Here is an 18,090-nt window from a genome sequence, read left to right on the forward strand (position 1 = left end):
TGGTAGCCTTTCTCTACATCCCTAGTCCACCGTGAATGTGCGTATGTGAATGTGCGTAACTATGAGCTTTACATAAAGAAATGTTTAAGCAAAATTACTGAGAATGCTGCTTGTCCTCTATCTGATAAAGGAGATCGGCTTCTGAAGACAAAGGTTAATGTTGCGGACGGATCGGAATCTCAACAATAAATTCAGTTCCCTGCCCAAGTGTGGAAAAACATTGTAATTGACCGCCGTGTTTTTCCACCACAATCTGGTAACTAATTGCTAACCCTAGCCCTGTCCCTTTACCAATCGGTTTTGTAGTAAAGAAAGGATCGAAAATACGTTTTTTGACTTCCTCTGTCATCCCAGGGCCATTATCAGCAATGGCAATCAGAACCCGACTTTCGTCTACGACACAGGTGCGAATCCGGATTGTCGGTAATTGGTAATCGCTAGTTGACAATTGATTATCCGAATGTTGTTGTTTCCGTTCCCAGGAAGACAAACAAGATGCCTGGGCTATTTCCTGGTAATGTCCTTTTGTCTTTGAATCATTACTCATTACTTCTTCCAAAGTGTCAATTGCATTAGCCAGGAGATTCATAAATACTTGGTTAAGCTGACCCGCATAACACTCTATAAGCGGCAACGAACCATACTCCTTAATCACTTTAATAGCGGGAATTTCTGTCTTAGCTTTCAGGCGGTTTTGCAGAATTAACAACGTACTATCTAGCCCTGAGTGAACATCGACCTCTTTCATTTCTGCCTCATCAAGGCGCGAAAAATTCCTCAAACTCAGGACAATTTGACGAATTCTGTCAGCCCCCACCTTCATCGAGGACAGCATTTTTGGTAAATCTTCAACTAAGAAATCTACTTCTATCGCCTCCGCTTCGTCTTGAATCTCAGACACCGGATTGGGATAATGCTTGGCATATAGCTGCATTAGGTTTAGTAGGTCTTGAGTATATTCATTAACGTGGACAAGGTTGCCGTAGATAAAGTTAACTGGGTTATTAATTTCGTGGGCAACTCCCGCTACTAATTGACCCAAGCTAGACATTTTCTCGGTCTGAATTAATTGCGTCTGAGTACGCTTAAGTTCTTGTAGAGTTTGGGATAACCGTACATTTTTTTCATTTAGCTCATGCGTCCTCTCTTGGACTTTTTTTTCCATCAAATTGTAAAGCATAGCATTTTCCAGAGAAATTGCTGCCTGAGCTGAAAGTACTCTTAAAACTTCTATCCTATCGGGAGTAAAAGCTCCGGATGTCAGATTATTTTCTAAATAAAGAATACCGATTAATTTCCCTTGATTAAGGATAGGCATACAGAGAACGGACTTCAATTTATTTAGCTCTATATAAGAGTCATTAATAAACTTTCCCTCACTAGCCGCATCATTTAGAACCACATCTGAGCGAGTTCTTTTTACATAATTAATCACTGTCAGAGGTAACTCTTGACAACCTTTAAGCGGAGTTGACTGCCGAACAACAACCTCTTTTGATTCAACCGATGAACGGGCTTCAATCAGCAGTTTTTCATCTCTTACCAAGAGTAGTAAACCTTTTTGTGCGCCAGCATTCTCGATAGATATTTTCATTAAAGAAGCCAGTAACTTATCCAACACGATACAAGCAGCGATCGCTTGACTAGCTTTCATCACAGTGGTGAAGTCCAACGTATTAGAACTACTACCCGTAGAGGAATGTCCAGTAGTCGTGGGAGTATCTTTGACGCGAGGCAGAATAGATGTTTTAGTCAGAAAGTGCGGATATTTTTCCTCTAAATCTTCTACTTTGCGCTTAGCTCCCCAACGTTGATAGCCGTAATAAGCTTCTGTAATATGGACTTTAGCATACTTCTCTTTTCCTTTCGCTAACCAAAACTTAGCAGCGAGTTCATTCGCTAAAGCTTCATTCTGAATAAACTCATTTTCTTTTGCGGACTCAATGGCGCGTTCATACAAGTCTATTGCCTCTAAAGCATGGCCAGTGATGCGACTAATTTCAGCTTCTACTAACAGGTACTTGTGTAGAAAATTTTCTGGACAGTTGTCTGCCCAAATCTTCATCTGCTTTTGATTCGCTGCTAACGTCTCGCAAGATTGTTTTTGTACAGATTCTGAAGCATTCGGATAGAGAGCAACTAGAATCAGTGAGTGATAAAAGTTATGTGTAGATACTGAGATATGACCGAAAATAGAAGTAAGTAGCTTTGAAGCTAACAAACTACTGTTCAAAGCTAAATCCGGTTTTTCGTATAAGTAAAGAATTTGGGCTTTTAAAATATGGAATTCACAAATTGCCGCCGAACTTTGATGTTGTTCGCAACTTGTCAAGAAGTTGGATTCGCTAATCCCATCATTTTCAAAAGATAAGGTTCCAGCAGTCATGCCTATCAAGTTCGACACCGCTAGGTTATAACCTAAAATTATATCAATTGCCCATTGATTTTTACTCTTTTGGCAAAATAGCAAAGACTGAGGTATTTGTTTTAAACTTTGCTCTAAACTTTTACATTGATGGAAGGAAGCAATGACTTTGTGAAGACGAGTATAACCTGCCCATTGCAAATCTCCAAAGTCTAGCCCCGTTTTATATGCCTCATCATTAATTGTATGACTAAACTTAATTGGCTTCACCCAATTACTCAAGTAATTGGCAAGAACCACCAACTCTGCACATTTTTGAGCTACATTATTAAACTTATTACTTAGTTTAGTTGCTAGCACCCCAAACTCATAACCAGAGTGGGAATTCCCTAAAATTGCGCTGAGTATCATTCCATAACACGAGTAGCTATACGCTGCTCCTGATGCATAACCATAGGTGAGAGAAAGATTAACTGTTTTAACAGTAACTAGCTGCCAAAGGTCAAAATTAACAAAATATGCTAACGGCCCCATGTTTGCTAATAATTTGACTGCTGCTTTTACTTCCGGAATTTTTATTGCTTCTAAATTAATTAAAGACCCAATCTCATGGGTTTCTAATTTCTTATTAACTTCGCCTATTTCTAGCTCAACTGCTGTTGCTAATTCCCCTTTAGGTAAGTCAATTCCTAGCAGACTAAGAGCATTACGACCTGCTTGAATTGCCTCTTGATATTTCGCAAGCATGGTATGCTGCACAATCAGCATATTATAAACTTCAGCTTTGTCGAGAACTGATTTTGCTTGAGATAGGGTTAGATCCAGCAAGGCTTCAGCCTGAGCAAAATTACCGTTTAAATACTCAATTTCGGCTCGTTTTTTATGCAATGAAAAAGCTAGATCGTAGCGTTTTACCCAAATATCGCTTGGTAAAACATTCATACAAGCAGTCAAATAGTGAAGTGCTGAGCTGTATGCGGTTGCATCTTTCGCTTTTCGAGCTGCTTCCAAATTCAATATTATTAATTCAATTTTTGCCTCTTCATCGACAATTAAGTCAGAACCGATATTTAGATGATCGACTAATTTAAAAATTATTTCTATCTGGTCCTCCAAAGGCGTACTTGCTAAAAGGAGATTGCCAATTTTGAGATGAACTGCTTTTTGAAGCGAGTTATCAATCAGTGCATAAGCTGCATGTTGCACGCGGTCGTGTGAAAATTTATAATTAAAAACTAATAGTTGAGAACTAACCCCTTCCTCTTCGGTCGTTTCCAACACAGAAGTAGGCTTAATTAATTCTTCTTTCAGAGCTGGCAAAAGGTCTTTAAAAGTTTCATAAATTGATTTCTCATAAATGATAGACAGGGTATTTAAATCGAAACTATTGCCGACACAAGCTGCTAACCGTAAAGCCTGCTGTGTTGAATTCGGCAATTTTTTTAATTTTCCTATCATTAATTCGACAACATTATCAGTAATACCCAACGCTTCAATTTGAGCGATGTCCCATTGCCATAGGGCTTTACTTGCCTCTTCTTCCCCCTGAGTAAGAAAGGTCTGAGGGGGGGTGAAGGTAAGCAGGTTTTCCTGATATAGAGTTTTTAGAAATTCATTGACAAAGAAGGGATTTCCTTCTGTTTTACGCAGGATGAGGGAAGCTAAGGATCTTACTGATTCCCTATCCGTATGCAAGGTGTCAGCAATCAAGTGGGTAATATGCTCAAGTTCTAAAGGTGCTAGATTAATCTGGTTGATGATAGCTCCATCATCGCGTAAACTATCCAGCGTAATCATCAAGGGATGAGTGGAGCTGACTTCATTATCCCGATATGCTCCAATGAGAAATAGATAGTGCGTTTGATCATCCGTCATCATCAACTCCATCAATTTGAGCGTGGCAGAGTCAGCCCACTGCAAATCATCCAGAAAGATGACTAATGGATGTTCTTGTTGGCAAAATACCCGAATAAAGTTTTGAAAGACTAAATTAAAGCGGTTTTGGGATTCAGTTGGCCCTAATTCTTGAACTCTAGGCTGAGAACCGACAATGAGTTCTACCTCAGGAATAACATCAATAATAATTTGCCCGTTAGAGCCAAGGGCTTCTAGGAGTTTTTCTTTCCACTGGTTGAGCTGTGCTTCGCTTTCCGTTAAAAGTTGCTGGATTAAGGCAGAAAAGGCGCTGACAACAGCAGAATAGGGAATACTCCGCTGAAACTGGTCAAATTTCCCAGAAATGAAATAAGCTCGCTGTTGAGTGATTGGTTTGTAAATTTCTTGCACTAAACATGACTTGCCGATGCCAGAATAACCCGACACCAACATCATCTCAATATCCCCTGGCATTGGCTTACCAAACGAGAATTGACTCACTCGTTCAAATGCTGTTAGTAACGTATTAATTTCTTGCCCTCTGCCATAGAGCTTCTCAGGGATTTGAAATTTATTAGAGATATCATGACGACCGAGAGAGAACTCTGGAATTTGGTTATTTATTTCTAATTGAGTTAGACAATATTCTAAATCTGCTTGAATTCCATAAGCACTTTGGTATCTATCTTCAGCAGTTTTAGCCAGCAATTTCATAACAATGTCCGAAACTGCTTTGGGAATGCTTTGATTAAACTTATGAGGCGGAATTGGCGTAAGCGCAATATGATTATGTACTAACTCTATTGCATCAGTACCATTAAAAGGTAGTCTGCCAGTGAGAAGCTCGTAGAAGGTAACGCCAAGGGAGTAAAAGTCAGTACGATAATCCAGCGAACGATTCATTCTGCCAGTTTGCTCTGGCGACATATAGGCAAGAGTGCCTTCTAAAACATTGGGATTTTTTAGGGTAGGGTTTTCCCGCGACAAAACGCTGGAAATCCCAAAATCAATAAATTTGACTTGCCTACTTTTTGGGTCAAAAACAATGTTAGATGGATTAATATCTTTGTGAATAATGTTTAAATTATGCAGTTTAGCTAAAGTTTCAACAATTTTTATAGTAATTTTAATAGCTTCTAAAACTGTAAAATTTTGTTTGTCCATCAATATCTTTAGAGATTGACCCCCAAAATCCTCCAAGAGCATTACTAGAGTATTTTGATATGATTTTAAATCATACGCTTTAGCAACACCATCTAGATTCAACGAACGGGTAATTTCATATTCTTGCTTATATCTAGAAATTTCTTCTGGTAATGGATAGTCTTCTTTGATAACCTTAAGAATAAGAGGCAAATTATCCCGAAGTCGGCATCCTCGATACACAAGAGACTTGCTACTTTCATAAATTAGCTCAAAAATCTGATATCCCGGAATTGTTCTCATAATTATGCCATTTACGGATTTGTAGGCGAGCCAGTCCAGTTAGAGACGCTTTTTGTAAGTGAACACTAGATCAGCCTATTGTGCTGAAGTAAAATTAAAACTTTATTCGATTAATTGAAAGCGTATTTATACGGAAATATAGTTTGCTCCTCAGTGAATATCAGTGTATACACAGTTTGGGAAAGTCATCTTTCTGACACTCTAAAAAATGTAACCTAAAATACTAATTGCTTTCTTGACTTGTCCAAATAAATGCAGCCAAGTGTTAGAGATAGTTTGAGTAAAAAGGATTACAAGAGTCTAACCAAGTGTATTTTAATGCTTGTAGAAACATTACTAGCCATCTGGAACTGCATCCAATCCTCGTTCAAAAAACTTATTCTTAAGATTCGCCTGCCAGTGGTGAGTTTTCAAGGATTACAAAACTAACCGAAAAGCCTAGGATATTAATGATTTTACAAAGAATATACAAGTCTGTATCTATCAATCAAAAATGTTTTATGTCTAATTTTTACAAAAAAATAACAAATTGATTTTTTTCTTAATTTTACTTTAATTAGTATATTTATTTGATATAAAATTGACATACGTATACGAATCCAAGGAAGTGAGCTTGGGCTGAGATATTACTGCTTGTCATTTATTAATGCTAAAGGCAAAATCAAAAAATGATTTCTGCTATTTTTTAAAATTGATTTTTACCCTTTTAATTCGGCAGAATACTGGATTAAGAATAGAAAATTTGAGGTGAGACAGATATTTATCAATACATACAGAATTGGAGGAAAAAATGACTCAAGAGAAAACGTATCTAGAATTGTCAGAGTCAGATAGTAGTTCTCACAAATTTTATGAAGTAATTGTCAACGGTACGGAAGTATCGATTCGTTACGGTCGCATTGGCGACTCAGGGCAAACTCAGGTTAAAACCTATCCAACACCGGAAAAAGCCAAAGCTGAAGCGACTAAAAAGATTAACGAGAAACTGAAGAAGGGTTACGAACAAGCAGTTATGGGAGTGCGAAGTAAACGTCCCGTGACTCGACGGGAAATAAAGAGCGATCGCTCAACTGAAAACCAAGCACCTGTAGTTTGGAAATTTGCCTCTTCTTCCCCCGCTTTTGGCATTTTCATCGACAATTCTCGGTGCTGGGTTGGAAATCAAGCAGGTCAGATTTTCGCTCTCAGTCATACAGGAATTGTGCAAAATCAGTTTCGTCTTCCTGATGGCGTGAAGTGCATTGTTGCTGATGAAGGTTGGCTTTATGCGGGATGCGATGATGGCAAAGTATACGATTTGACAGGCAAGATTCCCCGTGTCGCTTATGAAATTGCCCCAGATGTAAATATCTTCTGGCTTGATATCAAAGATGCGATTCTCGGTGTTTCTGATGATGCTGGTAATGTCACAACGATTAATCACGAAGATGAATCTCAATGGACTAAAAAAAGTAGAGGTAGTTATGGCTGGATGGTGCGCTGCGATGAAATTGGCATTTATCACGGTCACAGCAGCGGCGTGACGATGTATGACTGGGAAGATGGAAAGACTATCTGGAACCAAAAAACTCGCGGTGAAGTGTTATTTGGCTGGCAAGAAGAAGCAACAGTTTATGCTGGAACAAGTCAAAGTTTAGTTTATAGCTTCACCAAGAAAGGGGAAGTTAGCACAATTTATCAATGCGATGCGCCTGTTTATTCTTGCGCGACTGCTGAAGAAGGGAAATACGTCTTTGCAGGTGATGATTGCTCCTCAATTTATTGTTTTAATGAAGCAGGCGATCGCTTGTGGAAACTTGCCACTGGCTGCGGTTCGGCGTTTTCCATGCAGTTTTTAGATGACCATCTCTACATCGTCACTACCGACGGTTCTCTTGCTTGCATCGATGCCAGTGAAACCGCTATCAAAGCCGCACAATCAGGTACAGTTCCCCAGGCTATTAACATTAAAGCACCCACTGCTGTTGCCGCAGCCATTCCTTCTAATACTTTGGAAACGGCATCGAACACAAGTCAAGGTGTAATTGTGGAGTGCTTCAAAGAAGGCGGCAAGTTAAGAATTCGTGCTGTTTCTCCTGGTTACAATCCCAGTTGGAAAGTACAATTTCCTCAAGATATTCGCTCCGATGGTGCGCGTTATCTGGTGGAAGATGTGCGCGAATCTTCTCGCGGTGGTTTCTATCGGGCTTTTGGAGATATTAAAAAATTAGTGTAGTTCAAGGTTATTATTCAGTAGCGAGTAGGTTGGGTTGAGGCTACGAAACCCAACCTTAAGTAATTAAGACTATATTGGTTGGGTTTCACTATCGTTCTATGGAATGTACATAACTGTACTTTGCGTATCTCTGCGCTATCCTTTGCGTTTAAAAAAGTCCTACTGAACTAACCGCCGGATCTTGCCATAAGCGACATAAGAGCCGCCATTCTTAGCTTCCTCAACTTCGTCTACCACATAGAGAACGTTTTCTTCTCGAATGTCGCGAGGAAAGCGAATATTGTAGTTAGGATCGTACCCATCTGACACGACTCTTGCTCTCAATTTACTGCCTTCTTTCACGCACTGCACGAGAACTCCATCACCTACAGTATCAATCGTTTCTAAATCGGCAGCAGAAGCAGGTGCATTCAGCTTTTGCCGTTTTGGACTAGAAGAAGATGTACCATTTTGAGATGATGCGGCGCGTTCTTGTCCGGGTTGAACTAAGCGGCGAATGTTCCCGGAGGCACGATAAAAGCTACCATCAGCAGATAGATTGATTTCATCAACGATATAGGTGACACCTTCCTCACGAATATTGCGAGGGAATTGCACATTAAAGTCAGGATTGTATCCGTCAGAAATAACGCGAACTCGCAATTTGCCACTAACGCGATCGCATTTCACCAAAACTCCCGCATCCACGCTGGAAACTGCCTGTAAGCTGTTGGCAGATCCAGCAGCGATTCCTCGCAATTTTAAGTCGCCGCGATCGCGTGTCAGTGCCTGGTAAGATTGATCGCGCATCTCCTTGCGGATGGCACTATCAAACTTTTTGCTTTCCAGACGTTGTGCATAGTGATCCAACTGATCCATCTCTTCGGCAACTTCAAAGGACTCGTGCAATGCTTTGAGTTTGAGATCCTCGATTGTCTTGCGAAGTTTCTGGGAAGCAGCGGTATAATCTCCTTTGTCGGCAAGTGCGATCGCTTCATCTTTTACCTTACCAATCCTTAGCTTACTTGCTTGCTCCACAACCGCTGCATCTGGCTGTACGTTACTGGCTGATTCAGCATCAGCAACCGTTATACTAATCGGGATTTCGTCAGTGAATTGTTGAATGCTGCCATCGACAACCGCTTGATATTTATAAGCAACGGTGGCAATATTTGTTACCCCAATATTTGTTTGTGGAGGTATTGACAATTCTACAGCTAACTGCTTATTTTCTACCTCATAAACATCGCCGCAGAAAACTTCCAGATTGTTGCCAATCGGATTGGATCGGTAATTGTTGAGAATCCCGGTAATTTTTACAGAATCTTCTGGTTGCAGCGTCACAGTCAGATTTTGGGCGACAACAGACGTGAGGCTTTCTAGTTCAATTCTGAATACATCAGTAGCATCGTCAGGTGATTGGATGAAATAAAAGTTTCCCCCAGCAGCATTTGCCATGCCGATGAGCAAATCTTCATTAAAATAAGTTCCAAATCCTAAAGTTGTAGTAATGATTCCTTGTTCGGCTTGTTGTCTTGCAGTGTTAATTAATACTTGAGAATCAATAATCCCAACATTCGCTTGTCCATCTGTTAATAATAAAACGCGGTTGATGCGTTCTGTGGACTGCTGAGATTTTACATTGTCGCATCCCATCAACCAGCCGCCATTCAAGTTAGTACACCCGCCAGCCTTCACCTTACCAATTAGCGAACGAATGGCAGCTTTATCCTGAACCAGTTGGTGCTGAAGAATTGTTTCTGGCGTATCGTCATAAATTACAACTGAAAGATAATCCTCCGTGGTCAAATATTCCACAAGCCTTTGTGCAGCCTGAATAGCATTCTTAAGTGGCGCTCCCGCCATCGAACCCGATCTATCAATTACTACACTCAAATTAAGCGGAAGACGCGGTACTTTGTTGCGCGTTTCTTCTTCAGCCTGGAAACTAACAATCAGGTCTACAGTGGATGGGGTAGCGGCTGCAATAAGCGATTGACTCAGGGAGTAAGTTGCTTTCATTTGTAGCGTCCTCTAGATATTTTGTGCAGTTTCTAGCGTCGAGTCGAGAATGCCATTTTGGTGATTTGTGACTTAGATAAACTACAAGAGTAGAGATGGAAATTTCGGATTTTTTATGGAGAAAATTGCATATTTTTGAAATTCCAACAAAATCAAAATTTTTAGGGGCATGGCATTGCCATGCCCCTACAGATATATCGCAAACCCGCGATAATTTTTTTTCAGTATTAGCGTTTGTATTTATCTCGAATTCGTCGAATTTGCTCTTGAAACTCAACACCCTTTTGCGGATTAACCATAGCGACAAAATTGGCATAACCCTGAATCGAAGACATCACATTATCAGAATTTCCCCAATACTTACCTTCCAAGCCATCTTTCTCAATTTGGAACAAAGTAGCACGAAAACGTTTTAGCTCTTTTTTAGAAATATTCGGATAATCATTCACCACAACTCCAGTAACTTCCTGTTGCCGATTTTTCCGCAATATTCTAGTCTTCTGTTCGTTAATCGTAAAACCTTCGTGAGTCACGATAGACTGAGTGCGTTTAAGAATGTTGCAGATATTTCGGAGACTGTCACCAGAAGCGGATAAAGTTAAATCATCAGCGTAGCGAGTATAAACAAAACCCAATTGTTCAGCCATACTGGTAAGTCGTCGATCTAAGCGGCGACACATTAGATTAGTAATTGCTGGAGAAGCTGGCGAACCTTGGGGTAAATGTCGATCTGTGAGGGCTACATAATAAGTTTTGCCGTCTAATTCAACCTCCTCGATATCCGGTTGAGTACACAGCAACCCGAAGATTGTTGCGGCAGCTTCCGAATAACCGAATGACCGGAAAAGACCTTTCACGCGCTGATAGGAAATTGACGGAAAGAAATCTTTCAGGTCAAAATTGATAATTACATCACGTTTTACGTGAGGTTGAGCGTTGCTGACGATAGAGCGATCGCGTCTAAAACCATGAGCTGCATCGTGCAGTTCTAGCTTTTCCAAAATATTACCCAAAATCCAATGCTGCGCCTGCTTCAAGCGTGGCATCGGTGCCGAAATCAACCGTTCGCCACCCGTTTTTTTAGGAATCTTGAAGCGGATATAGTGAGAAATTGTCGAAGTCTTGCGGGAAAAAGCCAGAAAGCGCAATTGTCCCACAGTAATTCCCATTGCAGCGGCAATTTCGTAGGGTGTACCGCACAAAGGTAATCCATAACTTCGCAACCTTTCCTCATCGCACTCAGTATAGTTGAGTCCGCCTGAGACATCTTCACCGAGATAAAGGATTTCTCGCTCTTTTCTTTGTCGCCAATCTTCCGCTCGTTCTTGCCTTTCCCGTTCCCGCCGTTCTTTCGTCTCCTGTCGCTTTCGCCGCGACTCGGCGAGGCGTTGCTTGAGTAGCTGCTTGCGGAGTTCCTTTTCGTTGTGAAGACGCGAACTCTGCTGTCGCAGTTCATCAAGTTCTCGCCGGATCTCTCCCATCCGCCGAATGTCATCGGCTGGATCTTGTGGTATCTCACCTTGTGCAGGCCAGAACCCATAACGTATCATCTCTTCGAGGATGAATTCCTCTTTGCCCGTTTGTCGGATGCGATCGTACAGTTCCTGGCGGGTACGCGGCTGATCTGACATATTTGTGCTGGTGAAAGAAGGCTCTAGTAATATTAGTACACTTGTACTGTAAAATGAAGCTTGCATGAGTCCCTTCAACAAAGCTTTACCTTACCCACACAGGATTTGAATTGAAAGAGTTCTACTACGTTAGCGTCCTTTCCTTGACTGGCAAACTTGCCATTCAACTTAACCAGAGGTTATTATATTAACCAATGGTTACAAGAAGCACACACTATGCCAAAATATAGTCTCTCAGCCGAGCAGGTGAGAGGCATCAGACGCACATTAGGAGAGACTCAGGCTCAATTTGCTGAACATCTAGACGTGGATGCAGTAACGGTAGCGAGATGGGAAACGGGACAAAGGCAGTGTGTTGGTCTTTATGCCAAGACAATTACTCAATTAGCTGACAATAAAAATCAAATGAACAACACTTTTTTACTCTTCAAGAACGATATACGAAAGAAAGATCCGAATAATACTGGTCATCGAAAAGCTGAGTTTCGGAAGGGATGGAAAAAGGCTATAGAGGGCGAAATTTACAATAAAGATATTTTAGAAAACCTTACTTGGAATAATTTGGGTTATCGCTTAGGCAAGCTGTTTGGGGAAACATCTCCTGAACAAATAGATGAAATATATGATTGGTGTGTTCATCATCAGCAGGCTCAGAGCTAATAAAGTGATATTGTTCTTCTAGCACTGAAGGGGTCGAAAAATAATCGCAAAACAGTGAAAATCAATTTATAGCGACCGCCAAGGCGGTCGCTATACCTATCTAAGGAATCAAGAGCGACTAGATTTAATAGGCGGAGAAGCAAACTAAAATATCAATAAACTTTCCGATTTCAGTGCAGGCAAATTTTACGCAAACTAATAGCTGAAATCAAGAAAATATAGCTGAAATAAAAAAAATTACGCGCCGCTATCAGTTGGTTGCCCCTTCGTAAACATCTCAGGACTAGATTGCTCAACTCAAGCGGTCTCGGTACTACCGGAATCAATTCACTTCATGGAAGTCAAACCGGATTTTCCGGTAGTACCGAATGACCGCACAGTTACGAGCAGGCTAGTGGTGCATGGCTAGGCTAAACGCAAGGACGACGATCCATCGTCCGGATTGCAAGGCTGTTTACCAACTGATTAGGTGCGCGTGATTCGTCAATACTGACGGGCGTGTTGCATTCGCAACGCCAGAATGTGTTCGCAAGGGCCTTTGTACAGTTTATTCTGTTGATGCCAGTTGCAAGTACATTCTGCGGCTATTATACGCTCATCTGCGTCAACTGTCAATGAGGGATTCAAGGTTTTACCCTTGTCTGAAACATTACCTTGCAGAGTAAACGCTCTCGTAGCATCGCTGGTAACATTAGCCACCTGCACAGCATTGTAAACCAAGAAACGGTTAGCTTTCTCTTCTCGCTCATTGGCAAAGCGCAGGCGTTCCATCGGCAAAGGTTCTCGTGTCAGTTCCCGCACCCGATAAACTTGCTTGTTTAAGTCATAAATCGCACGTCCGGCTTGCGTATAAGCACTTAAAGCACCTAGAACTACGGCACGGTTTAAACCAAGGCGTTCCGCAAGCGAGTCGGGACTTTCTACCCAATTCTTCTTCAGCGCCTCGAAAATTTGTTGCTGCGTCCATTGGTCGATGTCGGCGCGGGGTGCCATCAAGTCAAAGTTACCAGATTGCGCCCAGTCGTTTGCCGTCCATCCCGATAAACCGAGGGTAAAGGACATATCGCCTAAGTCGGCGACATAGAAGGAAGGCATACCCGTACCGAGAAGGTGAACGGTAAACTTTTTCGCCACGGGGATGAGACGTTCGAGGATGTGGAGGCGGCGGCGTCCCCAAACGCGGATTTCTTGTGATTGCGATCCAGTGTAGAGCGATCGCGCACAAACGATTTCAATTCCCCACGGGTCGAACGTTATCCGCACAGGTTCCCCAGGTTTAAGATGGTAGCGTATACTGCGAGGCCCTTGTTTTTCCTTGTGGCGACGCAGCACAAAGCACATATTGTAAATATCCATCGGATGCAAATCAACTCGCGTCGCTGGTAAAGACATCGCCGAACTAACTTGCAAAAAGCCTCTTACCCAACTGTCGGGTAAATCGATTTTGACTTCTTTAAAAGTTTCTTCGTGCGTAGTTTGAACTTCAAAACCAGAGGGATCTATTTCAAATTTGGTATTTTTGTAACTGCGGATTTTTTGAAACTCGTCGTAAAGTGCCGCTGAGTAATCAATATTAGTCGTACCGCAGGCAAATTCGTTGATATTTTTAAAAACCTCGTAGCTGGCACCCAGACGACCATAACTTGATTCATCCTGGCTGAAACATTCAAAAAATACTTCATCGGGATGAACTGTAATCACCGGATCGAGAACAAACCAAGCATCGCGGTCTTTTTGAAAAAGGTAATTAAAATAGCGGCGTTGTGCCTTGTAGAAAGGTTCCCGCCGCTGGTAACTATGTTGGTTTAATTGATTGAGTTCATCCTGCAACTGCTTGATTTGATTCGCAACTTCTTGGTGTTGCGCGGCGATGATTTGCCAGTCTAGATCCTGTTGTTTTGCTGCCCATTCTTTATATGCAGTTTTGTCTTTGGGTTTGAACCGCATATCGGAGACGACAACATCATGTAAGGCGCTAATCGCTTCCCGAAAGGCGACATTCTGACGCAATTCTCCAATAAAGTAAGTGGGTTCACGTTTAGTATCGGGAGAAAAGGACATCTGGGTGTTTGCACCGCTTTCATTAACAGATGTACTTCCGTTGTAGGCGTAGTTAAATTCCATAAGGTTTGACTTCTAGGAAATGGGAGAAAGTAGATTTGAAGAACCGCAGAGGCGCTGAGGGCGCTGAGAGAAGAGATAAGATACTTAATAGTTTTTAGGGATGAGGAATGAAGCGCAAAGACGCGAAGAGAAGAAAGAGAGGAAAAGGTTTGATGGTTAGCTTTAGTTTCTGATTTGGGAGATGGGTTTTACCTGAATCGGTAAGGATATCTGAGGGTAAGCTTTTTGAATCTTCAGCATTATCTGAATTGCTGTGGCTTTGTCGCCGATTGCCATTGTGACAGATTGTCGGGTGAAAATTTCAGCTACAATTTGTGCAGATTCCTCGCTTTTTTGGGCTTCGGTATCTAGAAAAGCAAATATTCTTTGTTTGGCAATTCTTCCGCGATTGACACCGGACAAAACGCTGATAAAGTATGGCGTTAGTTTTCGCAAGCGTTGGCAATTATTTACAGCATGGTTTTCTAGATAGTTAGTAGCAAAGGTCTGCATATCCGTTGAGGGATGTTCGCTGAATTTGAGTAGGTATTCTTGTCCATCGGTTTCTTTGAAGTTGCGAGTTACTAAATCGCGCCCAAAAGAACGAACATCTTCGCGAATGCTGTCACAGACGCTAACCATTACTTCTGGTGTCCAATCTTCATTGGTGAAATCTGTGCGAAAAATTCTAGATGCAAATTCTCGCGAATCATCCCACTTTGATTCTAGTAGTCGCACTGCTGATAACATTTCTTGGGAGTCGGTGTGGATGCGGTTTAAGGTTTTTAAAAACATTTCTCTTGCTGCTTCACGCACTGATAAAATTTCGTGATTTGCCAGCTTGACAATCTCACTTGTCTCGAAGTCGGGAAGAAAGCGATCGCTATTTTCTCTCAATACCAAACCCCCCAATTCTTGGGCGACTGAGGATTTAGCACGAAGTAGCTGCATCGCACGTTCTTTGCTGATGTTAGACATCCATCCGGGGATATCTTCTCGCAACAAACCCAATAAATATTTGTGAACACCTTCGTGTCGTTCTGGCGTAATTAAGACATCAATCAAGTCAGCCGCTAACTCGGTGCCAAAATCTGGATGATTGCTTGCCAAACGCCGAATCACCGGACGAATTGCATTGCGGATATCAGTAACGGCGTTAATTGCCATTGAGACGATGAGGATGCGATCGCTTAACAATCTCTCATCAGGTAGTTGTCCAAAAATCCTCACGCCAATACCCCGCACCGGCTCATAAGGAGAGGAAAGAAGTGATTCAATTAAATCTGGCGGTAGATCAACAGCACGAATATCATGATTTAATAGAATTCTTGCGCCTAATTCTTGAATTTCCGGCATCGGGTGATTCAGTAAATCAAGGATTACACCAAACCCCAAATTACGCAGTTGCGGCGCAAAACAGAGCATCAAAGTTTCACTAATTTCTCTTGAACTATCTGTTTGCGTTGGTTCTAGTACCAACACAGCAGCAATAATTCTTCCGATGAGTACCCTGGCGGTTGTATCGGTTAAAATTGATGAACTTAGTAACCTTCGCGCAAAAGCACGGGTATCAGCTTGTTGACTGGTCACTAAACCCGCGATAAAGTCACTGGATTCAAAAAAGAATTCTCGTTGCTGTTCGATCCAGCGATAGGCTTGTGTACGTGCTTCTGGGAATGCACAATTAGCAAGAGCCAAAACTAATTCGCTGTTGGGTTGGGCGGGGTTGTAGCGATCGCGTGCGAGTAAAAAGCCGAGTTCGGCGGTTACTTCATAGGGCTTATTCAGGAATTTGATTAATGTGTCTATGTCGAGGCGATCGCAAAATTCTTTGCAGACGCGCAACGCTTTAACTGCAAAATGATGCACCGGACGGCAATCACTTTCTATTAGTAACTCTACAAGTCCTGCTGGGTTTTGTTGCCAAAGTTCGGGAAACGCCTCTTCTCTTACTTTTGGTTCTGGATCTCCTGGTTTGTAACCCTCCCGACACCGCCACGCTTTAGGATGATGCAGGTAGCGGGGACTGTTTTCGTAAAGAATATGATTAAAAATTAGGTAGCCAGCATAAGTATCCCAACCTCTAGTAAAGCTTTCATAGGAACGGCGTTGTCCGTTCCATCTCCTGAAAGTTGACTGCTTGGCTGGTTGAGCGTCATCATCCGAATACTGTAGGAGAATATTGACTGCAAGATTGATATAGTTAGAATCGCTTTCTTCACCCAAAGTTTTAAGAGTACGCCAAACTCGCCGCCGCAGATATTCACGAGTTTGTTGGCTGTAAACTTTATTTGACTGCGGACTCTTGAGTTCTTCAGTGTAACGACGTTGCCCGGTCCTATAATATTCGCGCCTTGCCGAGTCCCATTGCCAACCTGTACGTTTATTATTAAACGTCCCCGGTTCTTTCTCAAAGGCATAAGCAAGGATGCCAAAAACTTCTGCATCATGGCGATATTCAGCCATCTTGAAAATATGGCGAATTCGCTGGAAGTAGTTAGATTTAAAAGGTGTTTCGCATAAAATATCAAGTAGTGCTGGACGCACGTACTCGTTATCGATTTGATAAATAGTATCGAGGACGGCAAAACGCCTGTAGTCGCTGCTATTTAAATAATCGCGAAGTGTAGTTGCAAATGCTTTTGCTGTTCCATTTCGGGCTAAATCCCGCAACTCTAAGGGCAGTTGTTCTATCTTCTCAGAACGCATCTGCCCTTGTGTCTGTTTATCTGATAATTTAAATAGTGCTTCCCAGGCGATGCGGCGGACGAATTCAGCAACAGATTTATGCTGGGAAAGTTCCCTGACAAAGGGAATGCTACTCTCATCCCCACACCAACCCAACGCCCAAGCTATACAATAGTCTCTCAAAGGTTCGCCAGTGCCAATCAGTTGAATTAACAACGGTGTGGCTTCCCCGATTTTAAGTTCTCCAGCCCGCCAAATTGCCCTTTCCAGAGGCCATTTTCTATTGTCCCGGTTTGCCAAACGGTTTAAGATAGCTTGGTGGCGTGGGTCGCTGGTGACTGGTTTATAACTTGCAATTTGGACTGGTGCGGGTGCCGTCGCTTCGCTAACCACCCCAGCGGTGACATCCCGATAGCCCTTCTGAATTTGGGAGTCAATCAGCTTATCGAACACTCGCTGCGCTTGGGCTAAAGGTACAGCCTGAACCGTCTTTGTACCTTCCTTGAGAGTTGTACCGCGTCGTCCGTAGCGAAAGTTAACGAGGTAGCGGTTTTCACCTGTCTTGCAGAGATCGACTTCGTAGACTTTATCTGAACTCCCGGCTTGGTAGAGAAGCGTAGTCCGTTGGATGAGTTCCATACGAGTGTCTCAAGGCTTGCGGTGTAAATAGTATAAATGTACTAGATAATTGCCAAAAGCGATCGCCTTCTTTGGAGAACTCGTCAACGCTGTTTATCGCGGTTCTCGGTTGACTCACATCTTGCACCAGTACAAATGCTCTAGTTGCCAAACAGTAGCCAGAAATGAGAGAAAAGGGCATGAAACCAAAAGATAGCAAGAACAATGTCTACAATTCTTGCCCTTAGCCCAAGGGCTAGTATACACCTTGCTCGGATTGATCCCTCTTTTGTTACTAGGGGGAGAGGAGAATCAGGAATAGATTCAACTAGCAATAGGGAAACTGACAGGAGAAGCGCGAAAATCATTCATGAAGTGAATTAATTTCAAAAAGCAACGTTTCATCCCAGGAATGTTAAATACTTGTAGCCAAGGTCGAATCAAACAGTAGAAGATATAAGGTTGAATAATTAATCTCAGGTTATTCA

The 18,090-nt window shown here is 42.1% G+C and carries 7 protein-coding genes; 2 read left to right on the forward strand and 5 right to left on the reverse strand.

Annotated features, from left to right (window positions below; all coding sequences use genetic code 11):
• Positions 1-154: 154 nt before the first annotated feature.
• Positions 155-5,686, reverse strand: a complete 5,532-nt coding sequence (locus NC997_RS21900; protein WP_190529719.1) for an ATP-binding sensor histidine kinase — start codon at positions 5,684-5,686, stop codon at positions 155-157.
• A gap of 790 nt (positions 5,687-6,476) precedes the next feature.
• Between NC997_RS21900 and NC997_RS21905 the strand changes: the two genes are divergently transcribed.
• Positions 6,477-7,901: a WGR domain-containing protein gene (locus tag NC997_RS21905; RefSeq protein ID WP_190529721.1), complete on the forward strand. Its 1,425-nt coding sequence runs from the start codon at positions 6,477-6,479 to the stop codon at positions 7,899-7,901.
• 159 nt (positions 7,902-8,060) lie between these two features.
• Here NC997_RS21905 and NC997_RS21910 read toward each other — a convergent pair whose 3' ends face one another.
• Together NC997_RS21910 and NC997_RS21915 are read right to left on the reverse strand one after the other, a co-directional pair.
• Positions 8,061-9,902 (reverse strand): VWA domain-containing protein, encoded by a 1,842-nt coding sequence (locus NC997_RS21910; RefSeq protein ID WP_190529723.1) that lies wholly within the window; start codon positions 9,900-9,902, stop codon positions 8,061-8,063.
• Between the two features lie 227 nt (positions 9,903-10,129).
• Positions 10,130-11,533: a reverse transcriptase family protein gene (locus tag NC997_RS21915; RefSeq protein ID WP_190529725.1), complete on the reverse strand. Its 1,404-nt coding sequence runs from the start codon at positions 11,531-11,533 to the stop codon at positions 10,130-10,132.
• 216 nt (positions 11,534-11,749) lie between these two features.
• Here NC997_RS21915 and NC997_RS21920 point away from each other — a divergent pair, with 216 nt between their 5' ends.
• Positions 11,750-12,193, forward strand: a complete 444-nt coding sequence (locus tag NC997_RS21920; protein ID WP_199306288.1) for a hypothetical protein — start codon at positions 11,750-11,752, stop codon at positions 12,191-12,193.
• Positions 12,194-12,676: 483 nt separating this feature from the next.
• Here the strand turns inward: NC997_RS21920 and NC997_RS21925 are convergent, their stop codons facing one another.
• On the reverse strand, positions 12,677-14,317 hold the full coding sequence (locus tag NC997_RS21925) for an SWIM zinc finger family protein (RefSeq protein WP_190529727.1): 1,641 nt from the start codon (positions 14,315-14,317) through the stop codon (positions 12,677-12,679).
• Positions 14,318-14,479: 162 nt separating this feature from the next.
• On the reverse strand, positions 14,480-17,623 hold the full coding sequence (locus NC997_RS21930; RefSeq protein WP_190529729.1) for a HEAT repeat domain-containing protein: 3,144 nt from the start codon (positions 17,621-17,623) through the stop codon (positions 14,480-14,482).
• Between the last annotated feature and the right edge of the window lie 467 nt (positions 17,624-18,090).

Origin of the sequence: Trichocoleus sp. DQ-A2 (assembly GCF_039961915.1) — a bacterium.
Lineage (GTDB): Bacteria > Cyanobacteriota > Cyanobacteriia > Cyanobacteriales > FACHB-T130 > FACHB-T130.

Bases quoted from the DNA above. Each gene is read 5' to 3' on its own strand.
- NC997_RS21925 (WP_190529727.1), bottom strand. From the start codon at position 14,317: ATGGAATTTAACTACGCCTACAACGGAAGTACATCTGTTAATGAAAGC.
- NC997_RS21905 (WP_190529721.1), top strand. From the start codon at position 6,477: ATGACTCAAGAGAAAACGTATCTAGAATTGTCAGAGTCAGATAGTAGT.
- NC997_RS21930 (WP_190529729.1), bottom strand. From the start codon at position 17,623: ATGGAACTCATCCAACGGACTACGCTTCTCTACCAAGCCGGGAGTTCA.
- NC997_RS21915 (WP_190529725.1), bottom strand. From the start codon at position 11,533: ATGTCAGATCAGCCGCGTACCCGCCAGGAACTGTACGATCGCATCCGA.
- NC997_RS21920 (WP_199306288.1), top strand. From the start codon at position 11,750: ATGCCAAAATATAGTCTCTCAGCCGAGCAGGTGAGAGGCATCAGACGC.
- NC997_RS21900 (WP_190529719.1), bottom strand. From the start codon at position 5,686: ATGAGAACAATTCCGGGATATCAGATTTTTGAGCTAATTTATGAAAGT.
- NC997_RS21910 (WP_190529723.1), bottom strand. From the start codon at position 9,902: ATGAAAGCAACTTACTCCCTGAGTCAATCGCTTATTGCAGCCGCTACC.